The sequence below is a fragment of the Phenylobacterium sp. NIBR 498073 genome, assembly GCF_027286305.1.
Classification (GTDB): domain Bacteria; phylum Pseudomonadota; class Alphaproteobacteria; order Caulobacterales; family Caulobacteraceae; genus Phenylobacterium.
Map to the genome: position 1 here is coordinate 405,036 of NZ_CP114599.1, position 17,748 is coordinate 422,783.

14 protein-coding genes and 1 tRNA gene are annotated in these 17,748 nt (G+C 70.0%); 9 read left to right on the forward strand and 6 right to left on the reverse strand.

Translation table 11 applies throughout. The features are described from left to right. The first annotated feature begins 8 nt into the window (after positions 1-8). The gene (locus O4N75_RS02070) at positions 9-503 is read left to right on the forward strand and encodes a LysR family transcriptional regulator (RefSeq protein ID WP_269627744.1); all 495 of its coding nucleotides are present in this window, start codon (positions 9-11) and stop codon (positions 501-503) included. On the opposite strand, the gene O4N75_RS02075 is transcribed toward O4N75_RS02070, so the two are convergent. Beyond that, on the reverse strand, positions 500-1,585 hold the full coding sequence (locus O4N75_RS02075) for a citrate synthase/methylcitrate synthase (protein WP_269627745.1): 1,086 nt from the start codon (positions 1,583-1,585) through the stop codon (positions 500-502). The two genes, O4N75_RS02070 and O4N75_RS02075, sit on opposite strands and share 4 nt — an antisense overlap. Before the next feature lie 76 nt (positions 1,586-1,661). Between O4N75_RS02075 and O4N75_RS02080 the strand changes: the two genes are divergently transcribed. Next, positions 1,662-2,837: a citrate synthase gene (locus O4N75_RS02080; RefSeq protein ID WP_269627746.1), complete on the forward strand. Its 1,176-nt coding sequence runs from the start codon at positions 1,662-1,664 to the stop codon at positions 2,835-2,837. Positions 2,838-2,953: 116 nt separating this feature from the next. Here O4N75_RS02080 and O4N75_RS02085 read toward each other — a convergent pair whose 3' ends face one another. The 3 genes from O4N75_RS02085 to O4N75_RS02095 all read right to left on the reverse strand — a co-directional run bounded on the left by O4N75_RS02085 (position 2,954) and on the right by O4N75_RS02095 (position 9,568). Then, complete coding sequence (locus O4N75_RS02085) at positions 2,954-3,313, reverse strand: DUF559 domain-containing protein (protein ID WP_269627747.1); 360 nt, start codon at positions 3,311-3,313, stop codon at positions 2,954-2,956. 170 nt (positions 3,314-3,483) lie between these two features. Next, positions 3,484-8,025: a glutamate synthase large subunit gene (gltB, locus tag O4N75_RS02090; RefSeq protein ID WP_269629422.1), complete on the reverse strand. Its 4,542-nt coding sequence runs from the start codon at positions 8,023-8,025 to the stop codon at positions 3,484-3,486. A gap of 106 nt (positions 8,026-8,131) precedes the next feature. Beyond that, a complete protein-coding gene (locus tag O4N75_RS02095) occupies positions 8,132-9,568 on the reverse strand; it encodes an NAD(P)-dependent oxidoreductase (protein ID WP_269627748.1) in 1,437 nt (478 codons plus the stop codon). 224 nt (positions 9,569-9,792) lie between these two features. Between O4N75_RS02095 and O4N75_RS02100 the strand changes: the two genes are divergently transcribed. After that, entirely contained in the window at positions 9,793-10,599 is an 807-nt protein-coding gene (locus O4N75_RS02100; protein ID WP_269627749.1) for an undecaprenyl-diphosphate phosphatase, read from the forward strand. Positions 10,600-10,764: 165 nt separating this feature from the next. Here the strand turns inward: O4N75_RS02100 and O4N75_RS02105 are convergent, their stop codons facing one another. Next, positions 10,765-11,733 carry a complex I NDUFA9 subunit family protein gene (locus O4N75_RS02105; RefSeq protein ID WP_269627750.1) on the reverse strand — a complete coding sequence of 323 codons (969 nt, stop codon included), beginning with the start codon at positions 11,731-11,733 and terminating at the stop codon, positions 10,765-10,767. A gap of 157 nt (positions 11,734-11,890) precedes the next feature. Here O4N75_RS02105 and O4N75_RS02110 point away from each other — a divergent pair. From O4N75_RS02110 to O4N75_RS02135, 6 genes are all read left to right on the forward strand, one after another. Then, positions 11,891-11,977: transfer RNA gene (locus O4N75_RS02110), tRNA-Leu, on the forward strand. A 168-nt stretch (positions 11,978-12,145) separates the two neighbouring features. Continuing rightward, positions 12,146-12,763, forward strand: coding sequence for a ribonuclease D (locus O4N75_RS02115; protein ID WP_267230900.1), 618 nt, complete (start codon positions 12,146-12,148; stop codon positions 12,761-12,763). Positions 12,764-12,770: 7 nt separating this feature from the next. Beyond that, a complete protein-coding gene (gene lptC, locus O4N75_RS02120) occupies positions 12,771-13,388 on the forward strand; it encodes an LPS export ABC transporter periplasmic protein LptC (protein ID WP_267230899.1) in 618 nt (205 codons plus the stop codon). Positions 13,389-13,469: 81 nt separating this feature from the next. Then, complete coding sequence (locus O4N75_RS02125) at positions 13,470-14,012, forward strand: LptA/OstA family protein (protein ID WP_267230898.1); 543 nt, start codon at positions 13,470-13,472, stop codon at positions 14,010-14,012. A 29-nt stretch (positions 14,013-14,041) separates the two neighbouring features. After that, entirely contained in the window at positions 14,042-14,782 is a 741-nt protein-coding gene (lptB, locus tag O4N75_RS02130; protein WP_183772402.1) for an LPS export ABC transporter ATP-binding protein, read from the forward strand. A gap of 101 nt (positions 14,783-14,883) precedes the next feature. Beyond that, entirely contained in the window at positions 14,884-16,926 is a 2,043-nt protein-coding gene (locus tag O4N75_RS02135; protein ID WP_269627751.1) for a S9 family peptidase, read from the forward strand. A gap of 16 nt (positions 16,927-16,942) precedes the next feature. Here the strand turns inward: O4N75_RS02135 and O4N75_RS02140 are convergent, their stop codons facing one another. Further along, positions 16,943-17,689 (reverse strand): YafY family protein, encoded by a 747-nt coding sequence (locus tag O4N75_RS02140; RefSeq protein WP_269627752.1) that lies wholly within the window; start codon positions 17,687-17,689, stop codon positions 16,943-16,945. Between the last annotated feature and the right edge of the window lie 59 nt (positions 17,690-17,748).

The window sequence follows — 17,748 nt, forward strand, 5'->3', positions numbered from 1 at the left end:
TTCCGGCCATGGATCTGAAGCACCTGGAACAGATCGTAGCGATCAGCCGGCACGGCGGGTTCAGCGGCGCGGCCCGTCGGCTGGGCATGGCGCAGTCGACGCTGAGCAAGAACATCGCCCGGCTGGAGGCCAAGCTGGGGGTGGAGCTGTTCGCGCGCGAGGCTGGCGCCGCCCAGCCGACGTCCTATGGCCGGTTCCTGGTCGCCCGGGCCGAGGCGGTGCTGCGCGACGTCGAGGCCCTGAACCACGATTTCGACAAGCTGATGCACGGCGAGCGCGGGCGGCTGCGCATCCGGGTCGGGCCGGCCCCGCGGCACGGGCTGCTGGGCCCGATCGTCACGGCCATGGCTCAGCGCTATCCGGAGCTGTCGCTGCGCACCGCCCAGGACAACGCCCAGCGGCTGGTCAGCGACCTGGCCGAGGGCGCCTATGATGCGGTGTTCGTCCACCAGGAGGCGGCCGCGCCGTTCGGCGACCAGCTGCATCGCGCTGAAGTAGGCTAGGCCGCCTTCAGCGGGGCCGGGCCGACATAGACCGACTGCGGGCGGATCAGGCGGCCGCCGGCCACCTGTTCGCGGGCGTGGGCGATCCAGCCGGCGACCCGGCCCATGGCGAAGACGCAGGTGAAGGCGCCGGGCGGGAAGTCGAGCGCCTCCAGCAGCAGGGCCGTGTAGAACTCGACATTGGTGTCGAGCGGCCGGTTCGGCTTGTGCTCCTTGAGGATCGCCAGGGCCGCGGCCTCGACCGCCTCGGCGAAGGCAATGCGGCCGGGGCGGACGTTGGAGCCGTCGCCTAAGCGCCGGACGGCGGCCTTCAGGGCGTCGGCGCGCGGGTCGCGGACCCGATAGACCCGGTGGCCGAAGCCCATCAGTCGATCGCCGCGGGCCAGGGCCTGCTCGATCCAGGCCCGGGCGTTGGCGGGCGCGCCGATCTCGTCGAGCATCTCGATCACCGGGCCGGGCGCGCCGCCGTGCAGCGGGCCCTTCAGGGCGCTGATCCCGCCGAGCACGGCCGAGGTCAGGCCGGCGCGGGTCGAGGCGATCACCCGGGCGGCGAAGGTCGAGGCGTTGAGGCCGTGATCGCTGACCGTCACCAGGTAGGTGTCGAGGGCGTCGGACTGGGCCTTGGCCGGAACCTGGCCGGAGATCATCCGCAGGGCGTCGGCGGCGTGGCCGAGCGCCGGGTCAGGTGCGATCGGAGCCTGGCCCTGGTGGGCGCGGACCACGGCGGCGGTGAACACGGCCGGGGCCGCGATCAGCCGCAGGGCGGTGGCCAGGTCGTCGCCGTCGGGCAGACGGGCGGTCAGGGCGCGCATCGCCTCCACCGGGGTCAGGTCGAGCAGGCCGGGATCGAGGGCGGCGACCTCGGAGAACACCTCGGCGCGGGCCGCGCCCAGGGCCGGGGCCAGATCGGCCGGCAGCGCGTCGAAGAATCCGTCGAACAGGGTGCGGACCAGATCCTCGAACCGCGTGGCGCCGGCCAGTTCGTCGAGCGAATGGCCGCGGATGATCAGCACGCCGCGCTGGCCGTCGACTTCCGACATCACGGTGTTGGCGGCGACGACGTCTTCAAGGCCATCGGACATGGCGGGAACTCCTCTTGCTTGCCGCGATATTTGCCCGCAAGCTGGAAGCGTCAATCTTGATCAATATAATCAACATATGACTGCATCGGCCCCCGCCAGACCGCCCGAATGGATCGCCGCCGAGGAGGCCCGCGCCCGGCTGGGCGTGCGCTCCCAGACGCTCTACGCCTATGTCAGCCGCGGGCGGGTGCAGGTGCGGCCCGATCCGCGCGATCCGCGCCGCAGCCTCTATCGGGCCTCGGACATCTCGGCCCTGACCGACCGCAAGAGCCGCAGCCGCAAGGTGGCCGAGGTGGCGGCGGGGGCGATCACCTGGGGCGAGCCGGTGCTGACCTCGGCGATCACCACGGTGTCCGGCGGGCGGCTGTTCTATCGCGGCCGCGACGCGGTGGAGCTGGCGGAGACCGAAACGCTGGAGGCCACGGCGCGGCTGCTGCGCGGCGGCCACGGGGCGGCGCTGAAGCGCACCGACCGGCCAAGGCCGCCGGAGGGGCCGGACATGCGCTCGCGCGCGTTCCTGGCGCTGGCGGCGCGGGCCGGCCAGGATCCGCCGGCCCGCGGGCGCAATCCGCTGGCCCTGGCGGTCGAGGCCGCGACCTTGCTCGACGTGCTGACCGACGCCGTCGCCGGCCAGCAGGGCGGCGGGGCGATCGCCGGCCGGCTGGCGCTGGCCTGGGGGCAGGGGCCGGGCGGACCGGGCGCGGACCTGATCCGCCGGGCGCTGGTGCTGCTGGCCGACCACGAGCTCAACCCGTCGACCTTCGCAGCAAGGGTGGCGGCCTCGACCGGCGCCTCGCTGGCGGCCTGCGCCCTGGCCGGGCTCTCGGCGCTGTCGGGACCCAGGCACGGCGGGGCCGCGGCGGCGGTGCAGGGCCTGGCGCGCGAGGCGGCCGAGGTCGGCGCGCGGGCGGCGGTCAATGCGCGGCTGGCCGAGGACCGGCAGATCCCGGGGTTCGGACACAACCTCTATCCTGACGGCGACCCGCGGGCCGCGGCGCTGCTGGAGCGGTTCGAGCCGGATCCGGAGATGGCCCGCCTGCAGGCGACGATCGGCGCGATCACCGGCCTGGCTCCGAATGTCGACTTCGCCCTGGTGGCGATGGCGCGGGCCCTGCGCCTGCCCGACGACGCGCCGTTCGCGCTGTTCGCCGTCGCCCGCTGCGCCGGCTGGATCGCCCACGCCATCGAGCAGGGCCAGGGCGGGGGGGTGATCCGCCCACGGGCGCGTTATGTCGGCGAGGTGGTGGGGTAGTCCTCGCCCTCGCGCGCGGCGGCGAGCCTCCCCTCACCCTAACCCTCTCCCCCAAGGGGGCGAGGGGACGTGATGTGCGGGCTGCTCGACCTGTTCCCTCTCCCACGGGGAGAGGGCTAGGGTGAGGGGGGGCGCTCGCCGCCGCACGAGGCGAGGATCGCGTCGCACACGCCTTCGCGGCCTTCGAGGACGCCGTGGTTCCAGAAGCGGATGACGCGTAGGCCGTGCGCGCCGAGCATGGCGGTTCTGAGTGCGTCGTGCTCGCGCCGTTCAGCATGGCCGCTGCCGTCGAGCTCGATGACGAGCCCGGCCTCGATACAGAGAAAGTCGACGACGAAGGGGCCGACGCCGACCTGACGCCGCCACTTCCAACCGCCGAGCTGGCGGTTGCGGAGCGCGGCCCAGAGGTAGGCCTCGGCGTTGGTTTGCCTGGCGCGGAGCGAGCGGGCTTGTGCTGTCGAGGCGTTGCGCGGCATCGGGGTCCCCCTCACCCTAACCCTCTCCCCCAAGGGGGCGAGGGAACTTATCGTGCAAGCTGCTTTGGCGGTTCTCGCCATTTTGTTCTTGATATGTTCATATCGAGTTAGCGGCGATGCAAGCGCCTTTCCCTCTCCCCGCCGGGGAGAGGGTGGGGGAGGGGGCGGCGCTAGGCGCGGTGATGCACCGCCTCTTCCTCGGCGAGCGGCTTGTCGAGGCGGTGGACCATTTCCTTGGGAACGACCTGCCAGAACTTGGCGAGGTGGCGGTCCCAGTCGCGCAGGATGGTCTGGGCCAGGACCGAGCCGGTCTCGCGGGCGTGTTCCTCGACCAGGGCCTTGAGCTCGGCTTCCCAGTGGCGGGTCCCGATGCGCTCGACCACCACGCTGTCGCGGTTGAGCATGGTCAGGAAGCGGTCGTCGAGGTCGAGCACATAGGCCATGCCGCCGGTCATCCCGGCCGCGAAGTTGAAGCCGACCGGGCCCAGCACCACGGCGACGCCGCCGGTCATGTATTCCAGGCCGTTGGTTCCGCAGCCTTCGACGACGGTGACGGCGCCGGAGTTGCGCACCCCGAAGCGTTCGCCGGCCAGGCCGGCGGCGAACAGCCGCCCGCGGGTGGCGCCGTAGAGCACGGTGTTGCCGATGATGGCGTTGGTCTGTGGAGACGCCAGCTGCGGGGCGGGCCGCACGACCAGGGTCGCGCCCGATAGGCTCTTGCCGACATAGTCGTTAGCCTCGCCGGTCAGCTCGATGCGCAGGCCCTGGACCGCGAAGGCGCCGAGGCTCTGGCCGGCCGAGCCCTTGAGCTGGACGGTCAGGTGGCCGGGCGGCAGGCCGTCCATGCCGAACTTGCGGACGATGTGCGAGGAGGTGCGCGAGCCGATCGCCCGGGCGGTGTTCCGCACGGTGTAGGTCAGCTGCATCTTCTCGCCGCGCTCAAGCAGCGGGGCGGCGTCGCGGACGATCTGGGCGTCGAGGGTGTCTGGCACCTCGTTGCGGCCCTCCACCGTGCAGAACGGGGCATGGTGGCCGGGGTCGGCACGGACCAGCAGCGGGTTGAGGTCGAGGTCGTCGAGGTGCTCGCCGCCGCGGCTCACCTGCTGCAGCAGGTCGGTGCGGCCGACGATCTCGTTGAGGCTGCGGAAGCCCAGGCCCGCCAGGATCTCGCGCACCTCCTCGGCGATGAAGGTGAAGAGGTTGATGACCTTTTCCGGACTGCCCGAGAACTTCTCGCGCAGGGCCTCGTCCTGGGTGCAGACCCCCACCGGACAGGTGTTGGAATGGCACTGGCGGACCATGATGCAGCCCATGGCGATCAGGCTGGCGGTGCCGATGCCGAACTCCTCGGCGCCGAGCATGGCGGCGATGACCACGTCGCGGCCGGTGCGCATGCCGCCGTCGGCCCGCAGGCGCACCGAGTGGCGCAGGTTGTTCAGGGTGAGGACCTGGTTGGCTTCGGACAGCCCCATCTCCCACGGCCCGCCGGCGTACTTGATCGAGGTCTGCGGCGAGGCGCCGGTGCCCCCGACATTGCCGGAGATCAGGATCACATCCGCTTTCGCCTTGGCGACCCCGGCGGCGATGGCGCCGATGCCGGTCATGGCCACCAGCTTCACGCAGACCCGGGCTTCCGGGTTGATCTGCTTGAGGTCGTAGATGAGCTGGGCCAGGTCCTCGATCGAATAGATGTCGTGGTGCGGCGGCGGCGAGATCAGCATCACGCCGGGCGTCGAGTGGCGCAGCTTGGCGATCAGCTCGGTGACCTTGAAGCCGGGCAGCTGGCCGCCTTCGCCGGGCTTGGCGCCCTGGCTGACCTTGATCTCGATCTCGCGGCACTCGTTCAGGTACTGGGCGGTGACGCCGAAGCGGCCCGAGGCGATCTGCTTGACCGCCGAGTTCGGGTTGTCGCCGTTGGGCAGCGGGGTGTAGCGGGCCGGATCCTCGCCGCCCTCGCCGGACACCGACTTCGCGCCGATCCGGTTCATGGCGATGTTGAGCACGCCGTGCGCCTCAGGCGACAGGGCGCCCATGCTCATGCCGGGGGTCAGGAAGCGCTTGCGGATCTCGTTGACGCTTTCGACCTCGTCGAGGCTGACCGCGCGCTCGGGCGAGCGCAGGTCGAGCAGGTCGCGCAGCTGGATGGTCGGCATCCGCCGCATGCCCTCGGAGAAGGTCTTGTAGGCGGCGTACTCGCCGGTGTCGCAGGCGCGCTGCAGGGTGTGGATCATCCGCGCTTCGAAGGCGTGCGCCTCGCCGGCGCGGCGGGCCTTGTAGAAGCCCCCGACCGGCAGGGTTATGGCGGCGGCGTCCCAGGCCTTGCGATGCAGCTCGAGGGCCTTGACTTCGATGCCGGCCAGGCCGATGCCGGAGATGCGCGAGGGCATGCCGGGGAAGAACTCGGCGACCAAGGCCCGCGAGAGGCCGAGGGCCTCGAAGTTGTAGCCGCCGCGATAGGACGAGATCACCGCGATGCCCATCTTGGCGATGATCTTCAGGAGGCCGCCTTCGATGGCGTGCTTGTAGTTGAGGCAGAGGTCGCGCAGCGACAGCTCGCCGGTCAGGCCGCGGTCGAGCCGGTCCTGGAAGCTCTCCTGGGCCAGGTAGGCGTTGACCGCCGTCGCCCCGACCCCGACCAGCACCGCGAAGTAGTGGGTGTCGAGGCATTCGGCCGAGCGGACGATCAGCGAGACGTAGGAGCGCAGGCCCTTGGCGACCAGCGAGGAGTGCACCCCGCCGGTGGCCAGGATCATCGGCAGGGCCAGGCGGCCAGGGCCGCTCGCCTCGTCGGTCAGCACGATGGTGGCGCAGCCGCGCAGGGCCGCGTCCTCGGCCTCGGCGCGGATACGGTCGAGGTTGGCGCGCAGGGCGTCGCCGTCGCGGCTCTCGGGCGCGGGCAGCGGCATGGTGCAGTCGATGACCGCGACGTTCTTCTCGCCGATGAACTCGACGACGCGGTGGTACATGCCGGTGGTCAGCACCGGGCTTTCCAGCACGAAGACGTCGGTCTGGGCCTCGTCCTGGGCCAGGATGTTGCCGAGGTTCTTGAACCGGGTCTTCAGGCTCATCACCGAGGTCTCGCGCAGCGAGTCGATCGGCGGGTTGGTCACCTGGCTGAAGTTCTGGCGGAAGAAGTGCGACAGCGGCCGGTACTGGTCGCTGAGCACGGCCAGCGGGGTGTCGTCGCCCATCGAGCCGACCGCTTCCTTGCCGTCCTCGACCATGGGGGCGAGGATCAGCTCGATGTCCTCCAGGCTGAGGCCGGCGGCGACCTGACGGCGGACCAGCTCCTCACGCGAGTAGGCGCGCGGCTCCGGCCCCGGGGCGATGGTCTTCTCCAGGTCGACCATGTTGCCGAGCCACTGGTCGTACGGGTGGCGGACGGCGAGCTCGTCGACGATCTCGTCCTCGCCGTAGAGCCGGCCCTCGGCCAGGTCGACGGCGATCATCCGGCCGGCGGAGATGTGGGTCTTGCGCACGATGCGCGACTCTTCCACCCGGCACATGCCGGCCTCCGAACCCATGATCAGCAGGCCGTCGTCGGTATAGGCCACGCGCAGCGGGCGCAGGCCGTTGCGGTCCTTGCCGGCGACCACCCAGCGGCCGTCGCTGGCGCAGATCGCGGCCGGGCCGTCCCACGGCTCCATCACCGAGTTGCAGTAGGCGTAGAGCGCCTTGTGCGCCGGCTTGATCTGTTCGTCGGAGCGGGCGTTCCAGGCCTCGGGCATCAGCAGGGCCTTGGCCATCGGTGCGTCGCGGCCGGCGCGGACCAGCACCTCGAAGGTGTTGTCGAGCGCCATGGAGTCCGAGCCGTGCGGGTCCTGGATGACCGGCTTCACGTCGTCGCCCATCTCGCCGAAGGCGTCGGCCGCCATCCGGATCTCGTGCGACTTCATCCAGTTGACGTTGCCCTTCTTGGTGTTGATCTCGCCGTTGTGGGCGAGCATCCGGAAGGGCTGGGCCAGGCGCCACTCGGGGAAGGTGTTGGTCGAGTAGCGCTGGTGGAAGATCGCCACCGCGGCGGCGAAGCGTTCGTCGCGCAGGTCGGGATAGAACTCATCAATGTGCTGAGCGAGGAACATGCCCTTGTAGATCAGCTGCCGGGCCGAGAACGAGCACAGGTAGAAGTGCTGGATGCCGGCGGCGGCGACGCGCTTCTCGATGCGCTTGCGGCACAGGAACAGGGCGCGCTCCAGCGCCTCGCCGGTCAGGCCGGCCGGCGGCGAGAGCATGATCTGCTCGATCTCGGGACGGGTGGCGTTGGCCTTCTCGCCGATCACCGAGGTGTCGACCGGCACCTGGCGCCAGCCGTAGATGTAGAAGCCGAAGCGCAGGGCCTCGGCCTCGACGATGGTGCGGGCCGCCTCCTGATTGCCGAGGTCGTTGCGCGGCAGGAAGACTTGGCCGACGGCGATCGGGCCGGGGCGTAGCACGTGGCCGATGCGGGTCACCTGGTCGGCGAAGAAGTCCTGCGGCACCGAGAGCAGCACGCCGGCGCCGTCGCCGGTCTTGCCGTCGGCGTCGACCGCGCCGCGGTGCCAGACGCTCTTGAGCGCGGTGATGGCCAACTCGACCACCTCGCGGCGCGGCTTGCCGTCGAGGGCGCAGACCAGGCCGACGCCGCAGGCGTCGCGCTCGTCGCTGGGGGAGTAGGCGTGGGCGGCGGTCAGGGCGGCGCGGTTGGCGGCGTACCGGTCCAGTTCCTCGCTCACCCCGGCGAAGGCCGGGGCCCAAGCCGAGGTCTGGTTCGGCATGGCTTGAGGGGCTTGGAGGCTGTTTGGGTCCCCGCCTTCGCGGGGATGAGCGGTCTTCATGTGATCACTCCGCGGCCAGCAGCGCGCGCTGCGAGAGGTGTTGGTGGATGGCGTCGGCGGCGTCGCGGCCGTCGCGGATGGCCCAGACGACCAGCGAGGCGCCGCGGACGATGTCGCCGGCGGCGAAGACGCCAGGCAGGCTGGTCTGCATGGTCTTGAAGTCGGCCTTCACCGTGCCCCAGCGGGAGACCGCGAGGTCGGGCGCGGACAGCAGGTTCGGCAGGTCTTCCGGATCGAAGCCCAGGGCCTTGATGACCAGGCCGGCGGGCAGGTCGAAGTCGCCGCCCTCGACCTCCTCGGGGGCCTGACGGCCGGAGGCGTCGGGCGGGCCGAGCCGCATGCGGATGGCGCGCAGGCCGTCGGCGTGGCCGGCGTCGCCGAGCACGGCGCGGGGCGCGGCCAGCCATTCGAACACCACGCCTTCCTCCTCGGCGTGGGCGACCTCGCGGGCCGAGCCGGGCATGTTGGCGCGGTCGCGGCGGTAGAGGCAGGTGACGGACCTGGCGCCCTGGCGCACGGCGGTGCGCACGCAGTCCATGGCGGTGTCGCCGCCGCCGACGACGACGACGTCGCGGCCGGCGGCGTTGAGTTCGCCGCTGTCATAGGCCGGGACGCTGTCGCCGAGGCCGATGCGGTTGGAGGCGATCAGGTAGTCGAGGGCCGGGGCGACCCCGGCCGAGCCGGAGCCCGGGGCGATCAGCTCGCGGGCCGCATAGACGCCGGTGGCGATCAGGACCGAGTCGTGGCGGGCGCGCAGCTCGTCCAGGCCGGCGTCGCGGCCGACCTCGAAGCCGAGCTTGAACTCGACGCCGCCATCGGCCAGGCGGGCGGTGCGCCGCTCGACCACGTCCTTTTCCAGCTTGAAGCCGGGGATGCCGTAAATCAGCAGGCCGCCGGCGCGGTCGTGGCGGTCGTAGACGGTGACCTCGTAGCCCATTTCGCGCAGGCGCTCGGCGGCGGCCAGGCCCGCCGGCCCGGCGCCGATGATCCCGACCGACTGGCCGCGGGCGGGCCCGGCGCGCAGAGGTTGGACCCAGCCTTCTTCCCAGGCCTTGTCGGTCAGGTAGCGCTCCACCGCGCCGATGGTGACGGTGCCGTGGCCGGATTGCTCGATGGTGCAGGAGCCCTCGCACAGGCGGTCCTGCGGGCAGATGCGGCCGCAGATCTCCGGCATCGAGTTGGTGGCCTGCGACAGGGCGTAGGCTTCCTCGAGGCGGCCCTCGGCGGTCATCCGCAGCCAGTCGGGGATGTTGTTGTGCAGCGGACAGTGGGTCTGACAGAACGGGATGCCGCATTGCGAGCAGCGCGAAGCCTGCTCGCTGGCCTTCGCGTCGATGAAGTCGGCGTAGATCTCGTGGAAATCGCCCGAACGGGTTTGTGCGGCGCGCTTGGCGGGCGTCGTGCGTTCGACCGTCGTGAACTTCAGCATGCGCTCGGCCATGGCCGCAAAACCTCCATACCCGGATGTTAGGCAGGCTCGTGTAGCGGCGAATGCGCGCCGACAAAAGTTGATGGTAAAATTATGAGACCAATTGAGCCGTCGCGATGTCGCGCTACGCCAGAAGCACTGCGAGACTTCTTCTAAATAGTCCCAAAAATGGATGAACTGGAAATTTACCCTGTTCATCGCCCTTGATCGCTCAATCTCGTTCCATGGAGTCGCCAGTGTCAGACTGGATCGCCGCCGTCATTCTCGGCCTTGTCGAAGGCCTGACGGAGTTCATTCCAGTCTCGTCGACGGGGCACCTGCTGCTGACCAAGAAGCTGCTGGGCCTGCCGAGCGGCTTCTGGGACACCTTCAGCGTCATGATCCAGCTGGGCGCGATCCTGGCGGTGGTGGTGATCTACTTCCAGCGGCTGTGGGGAGTGTTCATCCGCCTGCCGAGCGACCCGAAGGCCCGGTGGTTCGCCGCCAGCGTGCTGATCTCAGTGCTGCCGTCGATGGCGGTGGCGTTCTTCGCACACGACTTCATCAAGACCGTGCTGTTCGAGAGCATCGGCCTGATCTGCGTGATGTTGATCGTGGGCGGGGTGATCCTGTTGCTCGTCGACCGCTGGGCGCCGACGCCCAAGGAAGACGACGCCATGAACCTGAGCTGGAAGCGGGCGCTGGGCGTCGGCTTCTGCCAGATCCTGGCGATGGTGCCGGGGGTGTCGCGCTCGGGCGCGACCATCGTCGGCGGCGTGATGATCGGCATCGACCGGCGCGCGGCGGCCGAGTTCTCGTTCTTCATGGCCATCCCGACCATGGTCGGGGCGTTCGTCCTGGACTTCTGGGAGAACAAGGACGTGCTGACCAGCGACAATCTGGGGATCATCGCCATCGGCTTCGTGGTCGCGTTCCTGTCGGGCCTGGTTGTCGTGAAGACGATGCTCGACTTCATCAACCGCTTCGGGCTGGCGCCCTATGGCTGGTGGCGGATCGGCGCGGGCCTGGTCGGGCTGGGCGTGCTGTATCTCCACGGGGGCTGAGGCGAACCTCGCGCCCCCTGTCATCCCGGTTTGCGCAGCAAGGCCGGGATCCATTAGCGCCGTGACGGCGGAATGGGCGCGGCCTGGCCATAGCTTGCCAGATCAGGTGTTCATGGGTCCCGGTCTTCGGCCTGCAGCCGAAACCGGGATGACACGTCTAGGCGATCAGGCCGCGGTGAGGGCCTGATCGGCGAACTGGCCGCCCTTGCGGAAGCGGTAGAGATAGGTCGGGGCGATCGCTTCCAGCGTCATGGGCGCGGTGACGCCGAGGTCGGACAGGCCCGGCAGGGCCGGGTCGGCGACGTTGTCGGTCTTCAGGATCTCGACCTGGCCGGCGGTGATAGGCGGCGACAGCGGGGTGATCAGGCCGATCGGGGCGCTGAGCTTGGCCAGCAGGCCGGCGACGCCGAACGGCACCGGGACCATGCCCCGGCGGCGGCCGGTCTCGGCGATCACCAGCTCGACGATCTGGCGCACGGTGAAGACGCCCGGGCCGCCCAGCTCGTAGGTGCGGCCGGCGCAGGCCGGATCGGTGACGGCGGTCGCTGCGGCGCGGGCCAGGTCGCCGACATAGATCGGCTGCAGGCGGGTCTCGGCGCCGATCAGCGGCAGCACCGGGCTGTAGACGGCCATCTGGCCGAAGGTGTTGAGCAGCTTGTCGCCCTGGCCGAACACGACCGAGGGCCGCAGGATGACGGCGTCGGGGAACTCGGCGCGGGTGACGGCCTCGCCGTCGGCCTTGGAGGCGACGTAGTCGGCGGCCCCGGGGGCGTGGGCGCCGATCCCGGAGATCAGCACCAGACGCTCGACGCCCAGCTCGCGAGCGGCGCGGGCGACGTTGCGGGCGCCGTCGACATGGACGTCGGCCAGCTTCTGGCGGCCGGTGTCGTGGAAGATGCCGACCGCGTTGATGGCGGCCTGGGCCCCGGCCAGGGCGCGGCGGACCGAGGCCTCGTCACGGATGTTGGCCTGCACGACCTCGACCTGACCGACGTCGCCCATCAGGCGCATGGTGTGGGCCAGGTGCGGCTGACGGACGGCCACACGGATGCGCAGGCCCTGCTTGGCGAGGGCCCGAACGATCTGGGTTCCGATGAAGCCTGATCCGCCGAAGACCGTGACCAGATCCTGCATGCCGTGCGTCCGCATATGAAAACAAAGAAGGTTCCGAGCCGCCCGGATAGACGAAGCCGCCGGGCGCTGCAACGAGACTTCGAATAATGCGACAGAGCGTGTTGACCGCGGCCGAGCGGCGCCCTAAAGAGCGCCCTCCCCGATCCGAAGGGACCGGGCCCAGGTGGCGGAATTGGTAGACGCGCTGGCTTCAGGTGCCAGTGGCCGAAAGGTCGTGGAGGTTCGAGTCCTCTCCTGGGCACCACTCTCGTAGCAGAGTGGCGCCTGTTCAGCTCCCAGACATCATGGTTCCTGCAGGTTGCGCCAGCGTTGCGCGGCCGCGACAGGTGTACGTCCATCGCGTGTCTGCGCCTGTGCGGCGCAGATCGCGCGCTATATAGGGTGGCGCGACTTGAAGTTTCGGAGACGGCCCTTGGCCAACCATCTGCATATTGGCGATCTTCCCGAGGGCGTGTTCGCCGACGCCGAGGCCGTAGCGGTCGATTCGGAGACCATGGGCCTGGCGCTGGGCCGCGACCCGCTGTGCGTGGTGCAGCTGTCGGACGGCAAGGGCGACGCCCACCTGGTCCAGCTGGATCGCTCGACCTATGACGCGCCGAACCTGAAGCGGGTGCTGACCGATCCGAAGATCCTGAAGATCTTCCACTTCGGGCGGTTCGACATCGCCATGTTCCACCTGCACCTGGGGGTGGTCACTGCGCCGGTCTACTGCACCAAGATCGCCTCGAAGCTGGCCCGCACCTATACCGACCGTCATGGTCTGAAGGACGTCAGCAAGGAGCTGCTGGGCGTCGACATGTCCAAGGCCCAGCAGAGCTCGGACTGGGGCGCGGCCAAGCTGTCGGACGAACAGATCGCCTACGCCGCCTCGGACGTGCTGCACCTGCACGCCCTGCGCGACAAGCTCGACGCCATGCTGGCGCGCGAAGGCCGCGACGGCCTGGCGCGCGCCTGCTTCGACTTCCTCCCGCACCGCGCCCTGCTGGACGTGAGGGGCTGGGAAGAGGTCGACATCTTCGCGCACGCCTGAGACGCCGATGACGTCGCTCGCCGCCACAGTCCAACCGCCGGTCCGCAGCGACTTCGAGCGCTGGCGGCGGCGTTCGCGGCTGATCCGGCGGCTGCGGGTCATCCTGCCGGCGCTGATCGTGGCGATCCTGGCGGCGCTGCTCGGCTTCATCGCCCACACCACCTTTCTTGGCCGCGACGCCAAGCCGCGCGAGGCCGACGCCCCCATCGAGCTGGTCAATCCGCGCTTCGTCGGCAAGGACGACAAGGGGCGGGCTTTCGTGCTGACCGCATCGACCGCGGTGCGCGACGAGAACGACTATCAACGGGTGCTGCTGGACAAGCCGGCGCTGATCCTCGACGCCGAGGGGGTGAACCCGACGCGGGTGACCGCCAAGTCCGGCGTCTACAGCGAGGACCGGCGGGTGCTGAACCTGGACGGCGGGGTGAAGATGAGCGGCGGCGACGTCACCTTCGACACCGCCAGTTCGATCTTCAACACCGCGACGGGCGAACTCGAAGGCGAGGGTCTGATCTCCGGCGCCTCGTCGCTTGGCGAAATCACGGCGAAGTCCTATGGCGTGTACGACAAGGGCGAGCGCCTGGTCTTCAAGGGCGGGGTGCGCGGACGCATCGATTCGAAGTAGAGCTTGCGGACTCGATCTTTTCGCACTCGACTTTCGGACCGGGCTTCCCAGATGGGCTTCATGAGCATGAGCGGGCTTGAAATGACGAAGCTGGCGGCGATGGCCGTAGTCGCATTGACGCTGGGCGCGAGCCCGGCCGCCGCGCAGCTGAGCCAGAGCTCGGATGCGCCGGTGGACATCACCGCCGACGCGCTGGAAGTCATCAACAACGAGTGCGTGTCGATCTGGAGCGGATCGGCCGAGGCGCTGCAGGACCGCACGCGGCTGCGCGCCGACGTGATCAAGACCTTTTCCAAGAAGGGCGCGGGCCGTCCCGGCGCGGCCGGCGGATCGTGCGGCGCCCTCGACCGCATGGAGGCGATCGGCAACGTCTACTACGTGACCCCGCAGCAGAAGGTCCGCGGCGACAACGCCAACTACGACGTCACCGCCGAACGCATCGTCATCACCGGCGACGTGGTCGCCGTGTCGGGTCCGAACGTGATCCGCGGCGACCGGCTGGTGGTCAATGTCGCGACCGGCGATGCGCAGATGCAGTCGGGCGCCAAGGGCCCCGGCAAGGCGCGTCCGCGCGCCGTCATCTATCCGAACCAGCAGGCGGGCCAGCCCGCCGCCCGCCGCTAGGAGTTCACTTGGCCGAGGCCGAACAGTCGTTGCCGGGCCTGGCCGGCGAGGGTCTTGTCGTCGACAATATCGGCAAGTCCTTCCGCAAGCGTGCGGTGGTCAAGGGCGTGTCGCTGCGCCTGGCGCGCGGCGAGGTCGCGGGCCTGCTCGGCCCCAACGGCGCCGGCAAGACCACCTGTTTCTACATGATCACCGGCCTGATTCCGGCCGACTACGGCTCGATCTATCTCGACGGCGAGAACATCACCCGCCAGCCGATGTACCAGCGCGCCCGCATGGGCGTCGGCTACCTGCCGCAGGAAACCTCGATCTTCCGCGCCATGACCGTGGAAGAGAACGTCATGGCCGTGGTCGAGCTGCGCGAGCGCAGCCAGGCCCGCGCCAAGCAGACGGTGACCGAGCTGTTGCAGGAGCTGCGCATCGAGCATCTGCGGACCTCGCCGGCGGTGTCGCTGTCGGGCGGCGAGCGGCGCCGGGTGGAGATCGCCCGGGCCCTGGCCAGCGAGCCGTCGTTCATGCTGCTGGATGAGCCGTTCGCCGGTATCGATCCGCTGGCCATCGCCGACATCCGCGAGGTGATCACCTATCTCAAGGGCCGCGGCATCGGCATCCTGATCACCGACCACAATGTCCGCGAGACCCTGGACATCATCGACCGCGCCTCGATCATCCATGCCGGCGAGGTGCTGTTCGAGGGCACCCCCGACCAGATCGTCGACGATCCGGAAGTGCGCCGGGTCTATCTCGGCGAGCGCTTCGGCCAGGACTGATCGCGTCGGGTCCGAGGCGAGTTAGTCCGCGCCTGGACAATCGCCGCGCAAGTTCCTTCTATGGCGCCGCCGCGATGGGGCGGTCGGGGAACTTCGTCCTTATGCGTTACGCCAGTCTGATTCTCGCGGCCTGCGCCGCGCTTTCCGTGACGCCCGCCGCGGCCCAGGTCGCCGACGCCCCGTCGCGGGTGTTTGGGCCGCGCGACCTGTTCGGACTCGAGTACGCATCCGATCCCCAGTTCCGCCCCGACGGCGGCGCCATCGCCTATGTGCGGGTCGCGAACGACATCATGACCGACCGCGGTCGCCGCGCGATCTGGCTGATCGATCCCAAGACCGGCGCGCAGAGTCCGTTGATCGCCGACGATCGCTCGAACAGCCGGCCGCGTTGGTCGCCGGACGGGCAGCGCCTGGCCTATGTCGTGTCGGGGCCGGGCGGCCCGCAGATCCACGTCCGCTGGATGACCAGCGGGCGCTCGGCCCAGGTCGCCACCCTGGAGCAGGCGCCGAGCGACCTGGCCTGGTCGCCGGACGGCAAGTCGCTGGCGATCCTGATGCTGACCGCCGATGAGCCGGCCAAGCTGGGCGCGCCGCTGGCCAAGCCTGAAGGCGCGAGCTGGGCGCCGCCGCTGAAGGTCGAAGACCGGATGACCTGGCGCGCCGACGGCGACGGCGAACTGAAGCCCGGCTTTTCCCACGTCTTCGTGGTCTCGGCCGACGGCGGCGCGCCGCGCCAGCTGACCTTCGGCAAGTTCGACGCCAACGGGCCGCTCGCCTGGAGCGGCGACGGCGGCAAGGTGCTGTTCTCGTCCAACCGCAACAAGGACTGGGAGCGCAATCCAAACGAGAGCGAACTCTTCAGCGTCTCGGCGACCGACGGCGCCCTGACCCAGCTGACCCGGCGGTTGGGGCCCGACGCCTCGCCGGTGGTGTCGCCCGACGGGCGACAGATCGCCTATCTCGGCTATGACGACGCCGCGCGGCGCAGCTACGAGAACGCGCAGCTCTATGTGATGGGTGCGGACGGTCAGGGCTCGCGGTCGCTGACCGCCGGCCTGGACCGCAGCATCGACGGCGCGCAATGGTCGCGCGACGGGCGCAGCCTGGTGGTCTCCTACGACGATCACGGCGTGAAGAAGCTGGCCAAGGTGGGGCTGGACGGGAGGATCCAGGTCCTGGCCGAGGGCTTGGCCGGCCCCGCCCTCGACCGGCCCTATACCGGCGGGGACTTCTCGCTGGCGCGGGACGGCGCCGTGGCGTTCACGCAAGGGTCGCCCGAGCGGCCGGCCGACATCGCAGTCGCCGGCAAGGGGCCGGCGCGGCGGCTGACGGCGCTGAACGCCGACCTGTTCGCCGGCAAGACCTTGGGCAAGGTCGAAAAACTGGCGGTGACTTCAGCCTATGACGGCAAGCCGATCGACGCGTGGATCGTCACGCCGCCGAATTTCGACCCGTCGAAGAAGTATCCGCTGGTGCTGGAGATCCACGGCGGGCCGTTCTCGGCCTACGGTCCGTACTTCTCGAGTGACAACCAGCTCTATGCGGCCGCCGGCTACGTGGTGGTCTACTCGAACCCGCGCGGCTCGACGTCATACGGCGCGGCCTTCGCCAACGAGATCGACAAGACCTATCCCGCCCACGACTACGACGACCTGATCAGCGTGGTGGACGCGGGGGTGGCCAAGGGCTTCGTCGACCCGGGCCGGCTCTATGTCACCGGCGGCTCGGGCGGCGGGCTGCTGACCGCCTGGATCGTCGGCAAGACCGACCGGTTCAAGGCCGCGGCGACCCAGAAGCCTGTGATCAACTGGACCAGCCAGGTGCTGACCGTCGACGGGGCCAACTTCATGGCCGACTACTGGTTCGGCAAGATGCCGTGGGAAGACCCGCAAGGGTACTGGGCGCGTTCGCCGCTGTCGCTGGTCGGCCATGTGAAGACCCCGACCCTGGTGCTGGTCGGCGACCGCGACCTGCGCACGCCCGTGGGCGAGTCCGAGCAGTACTATCAGGCCCTGCGCCTGCGCGGGGTGCCGACGGCTTTCGTCCGCGTGCCCGAGGCCTCGCATGGGGGGCTGGCGGTGCGCCCCTCGCAGTCGGCGGCGCGGGTCCAGGCGATCCTCGCCTGGTTCGAACGCTACAAGTAGGTCACGCGGCTAGGCGCTAGGCGCTAGGCGCGGCCCGCTGGTCGCGCTGCGCCTCGTACTGTTCGTGGTGGCGGCGACGTTCCTCCTCCAGCGCCTGGCGCCAGCGGGCCCGCAGCAGGGACGGACGGTCGGGATAGCGGTCTTCGAGGAACTCGGCGGCGACCACCCGGTCGGTGCGGAAGTTGCGGAAGTCGGTCCGCAGTTCGCACCAGGCGACCAGCATCCGCACCGTCTCGTGATAGCCGACGGTGACCGGCCAGACGGTGCGGCGGCTCTCGCGGTCCTGCTCGTCGCGATAGTGCAGGGTGATCTTGCGGCCGGCGCGGATGGCGGCGCGGACCTGGGCCATGTCGAGCTGGTCGGGCGGGGCGGTGCGCCAGCCTGGAACGGCGCGGCCGGCCGGCTCCAGCACGTAGGGGCGCAGGCGTTCGGGCACCGAGGCGCCGATTTTGGCGATCAGGTCCTGGGCGGCGCGGGCCAGGGAGGGGTCGCCGCGGCTGGCCACCCACTGGGCCCCGAGCACGGCGGCCTCGATCTCGTCGGGGGTCAGCATCAGCGGCGGCAGGTCGAAACCCTGGTCGAGGACATAACCCATGCCGGCCTCGCCGCGGATCGGCACCCGCTGGCCCATCAAGGTGGCGATGTCGCGATAGACCGTGCGCTTGGAGGTCTCGAGCTCCTCGGCGATGGCGTCGGCGGTGATCGGCGCACGCGCCCGGCGCATGATCTGGATGATCTGAAACAGGCGATCGGCGCGACGCATGGAGATCCGTTTCATGGGGCTGGAGCATCGGCCGGCGATGCTGACAGCATGGTGGCAGT

Bases quoted from the DNA above. Each gene is read 5' to 3' on its own strand.
- O4N75_RS02085 (WP_269627747.1), bottom strand. From the start codon at position 3,313: ATGCCGCGCAACGCCTCGACAGCACAAGCCCGCTCGCTCCGCGCCAGG.
- O4N75_RS02140 (WP_269627752.1), bottom strand. From the start codon at position 17,689: ATGCGTCGCGCCGATCGCCTGTTTCAGATCATCCAGATCATGCGCCGG.
- O4N75_RS02080 (WP_269627746.1), top strand. From the start codon at position 1,662: ATGACTGCATCGGCCCCCGCCAGACCGCCCGAATGGATCGCCGCCGAG.
- O4N75_RS02105 (WP_269627750.1), bottom strand. From the start codon at position 11,733: ATGCAGGATCTGGTCACGGTCTTCGGCGGATCAGGCTTCATCGGAACC.
- O4N75_RS02070 (WP_269627744.1), top strand. From the start codon at position 9: ATGGATCTGAAGCACCTGGAACAGATCGTAGCGATCAGCCGGCACGGC.
- lptC (WP_267230899.1), top strand. From the start codon at position 12,771: ATGACGTCGCTCGCCGCCACAGTCCAACCGCCGGTCCGCAGCGACTTC.
- O4N75_RS02135 (WP_269627751.1), top strand. From the start codon at position 14,884: ATGCGTTACGCCAGTCTGATTCTCGCGGCCTGCGCCGCGCTTTCCGTG.
- O4N75_RS02095 (WP_269627748.1), bottom strand. From the start codon at position 9,568: ATGGCCGAGCGCATGCTGAAGTTCACGACGGTCGAACGCACGACGCCC.
- O4N75_RS02125 (WP_267230898.1), top strand. From the start codon at position 13,470: ATGACGAAGCTGGCGGCGATGGCCGTAGTCGCATTGACGCTGGGCGCG.
- O4N75_RS02075 (WP_269627745.1), bottom strand. From the start codon at position 1,585: ATGTCCGATGGCCTTGAAGACGTCGTCGCCGCCAACACCGTGATGTCG.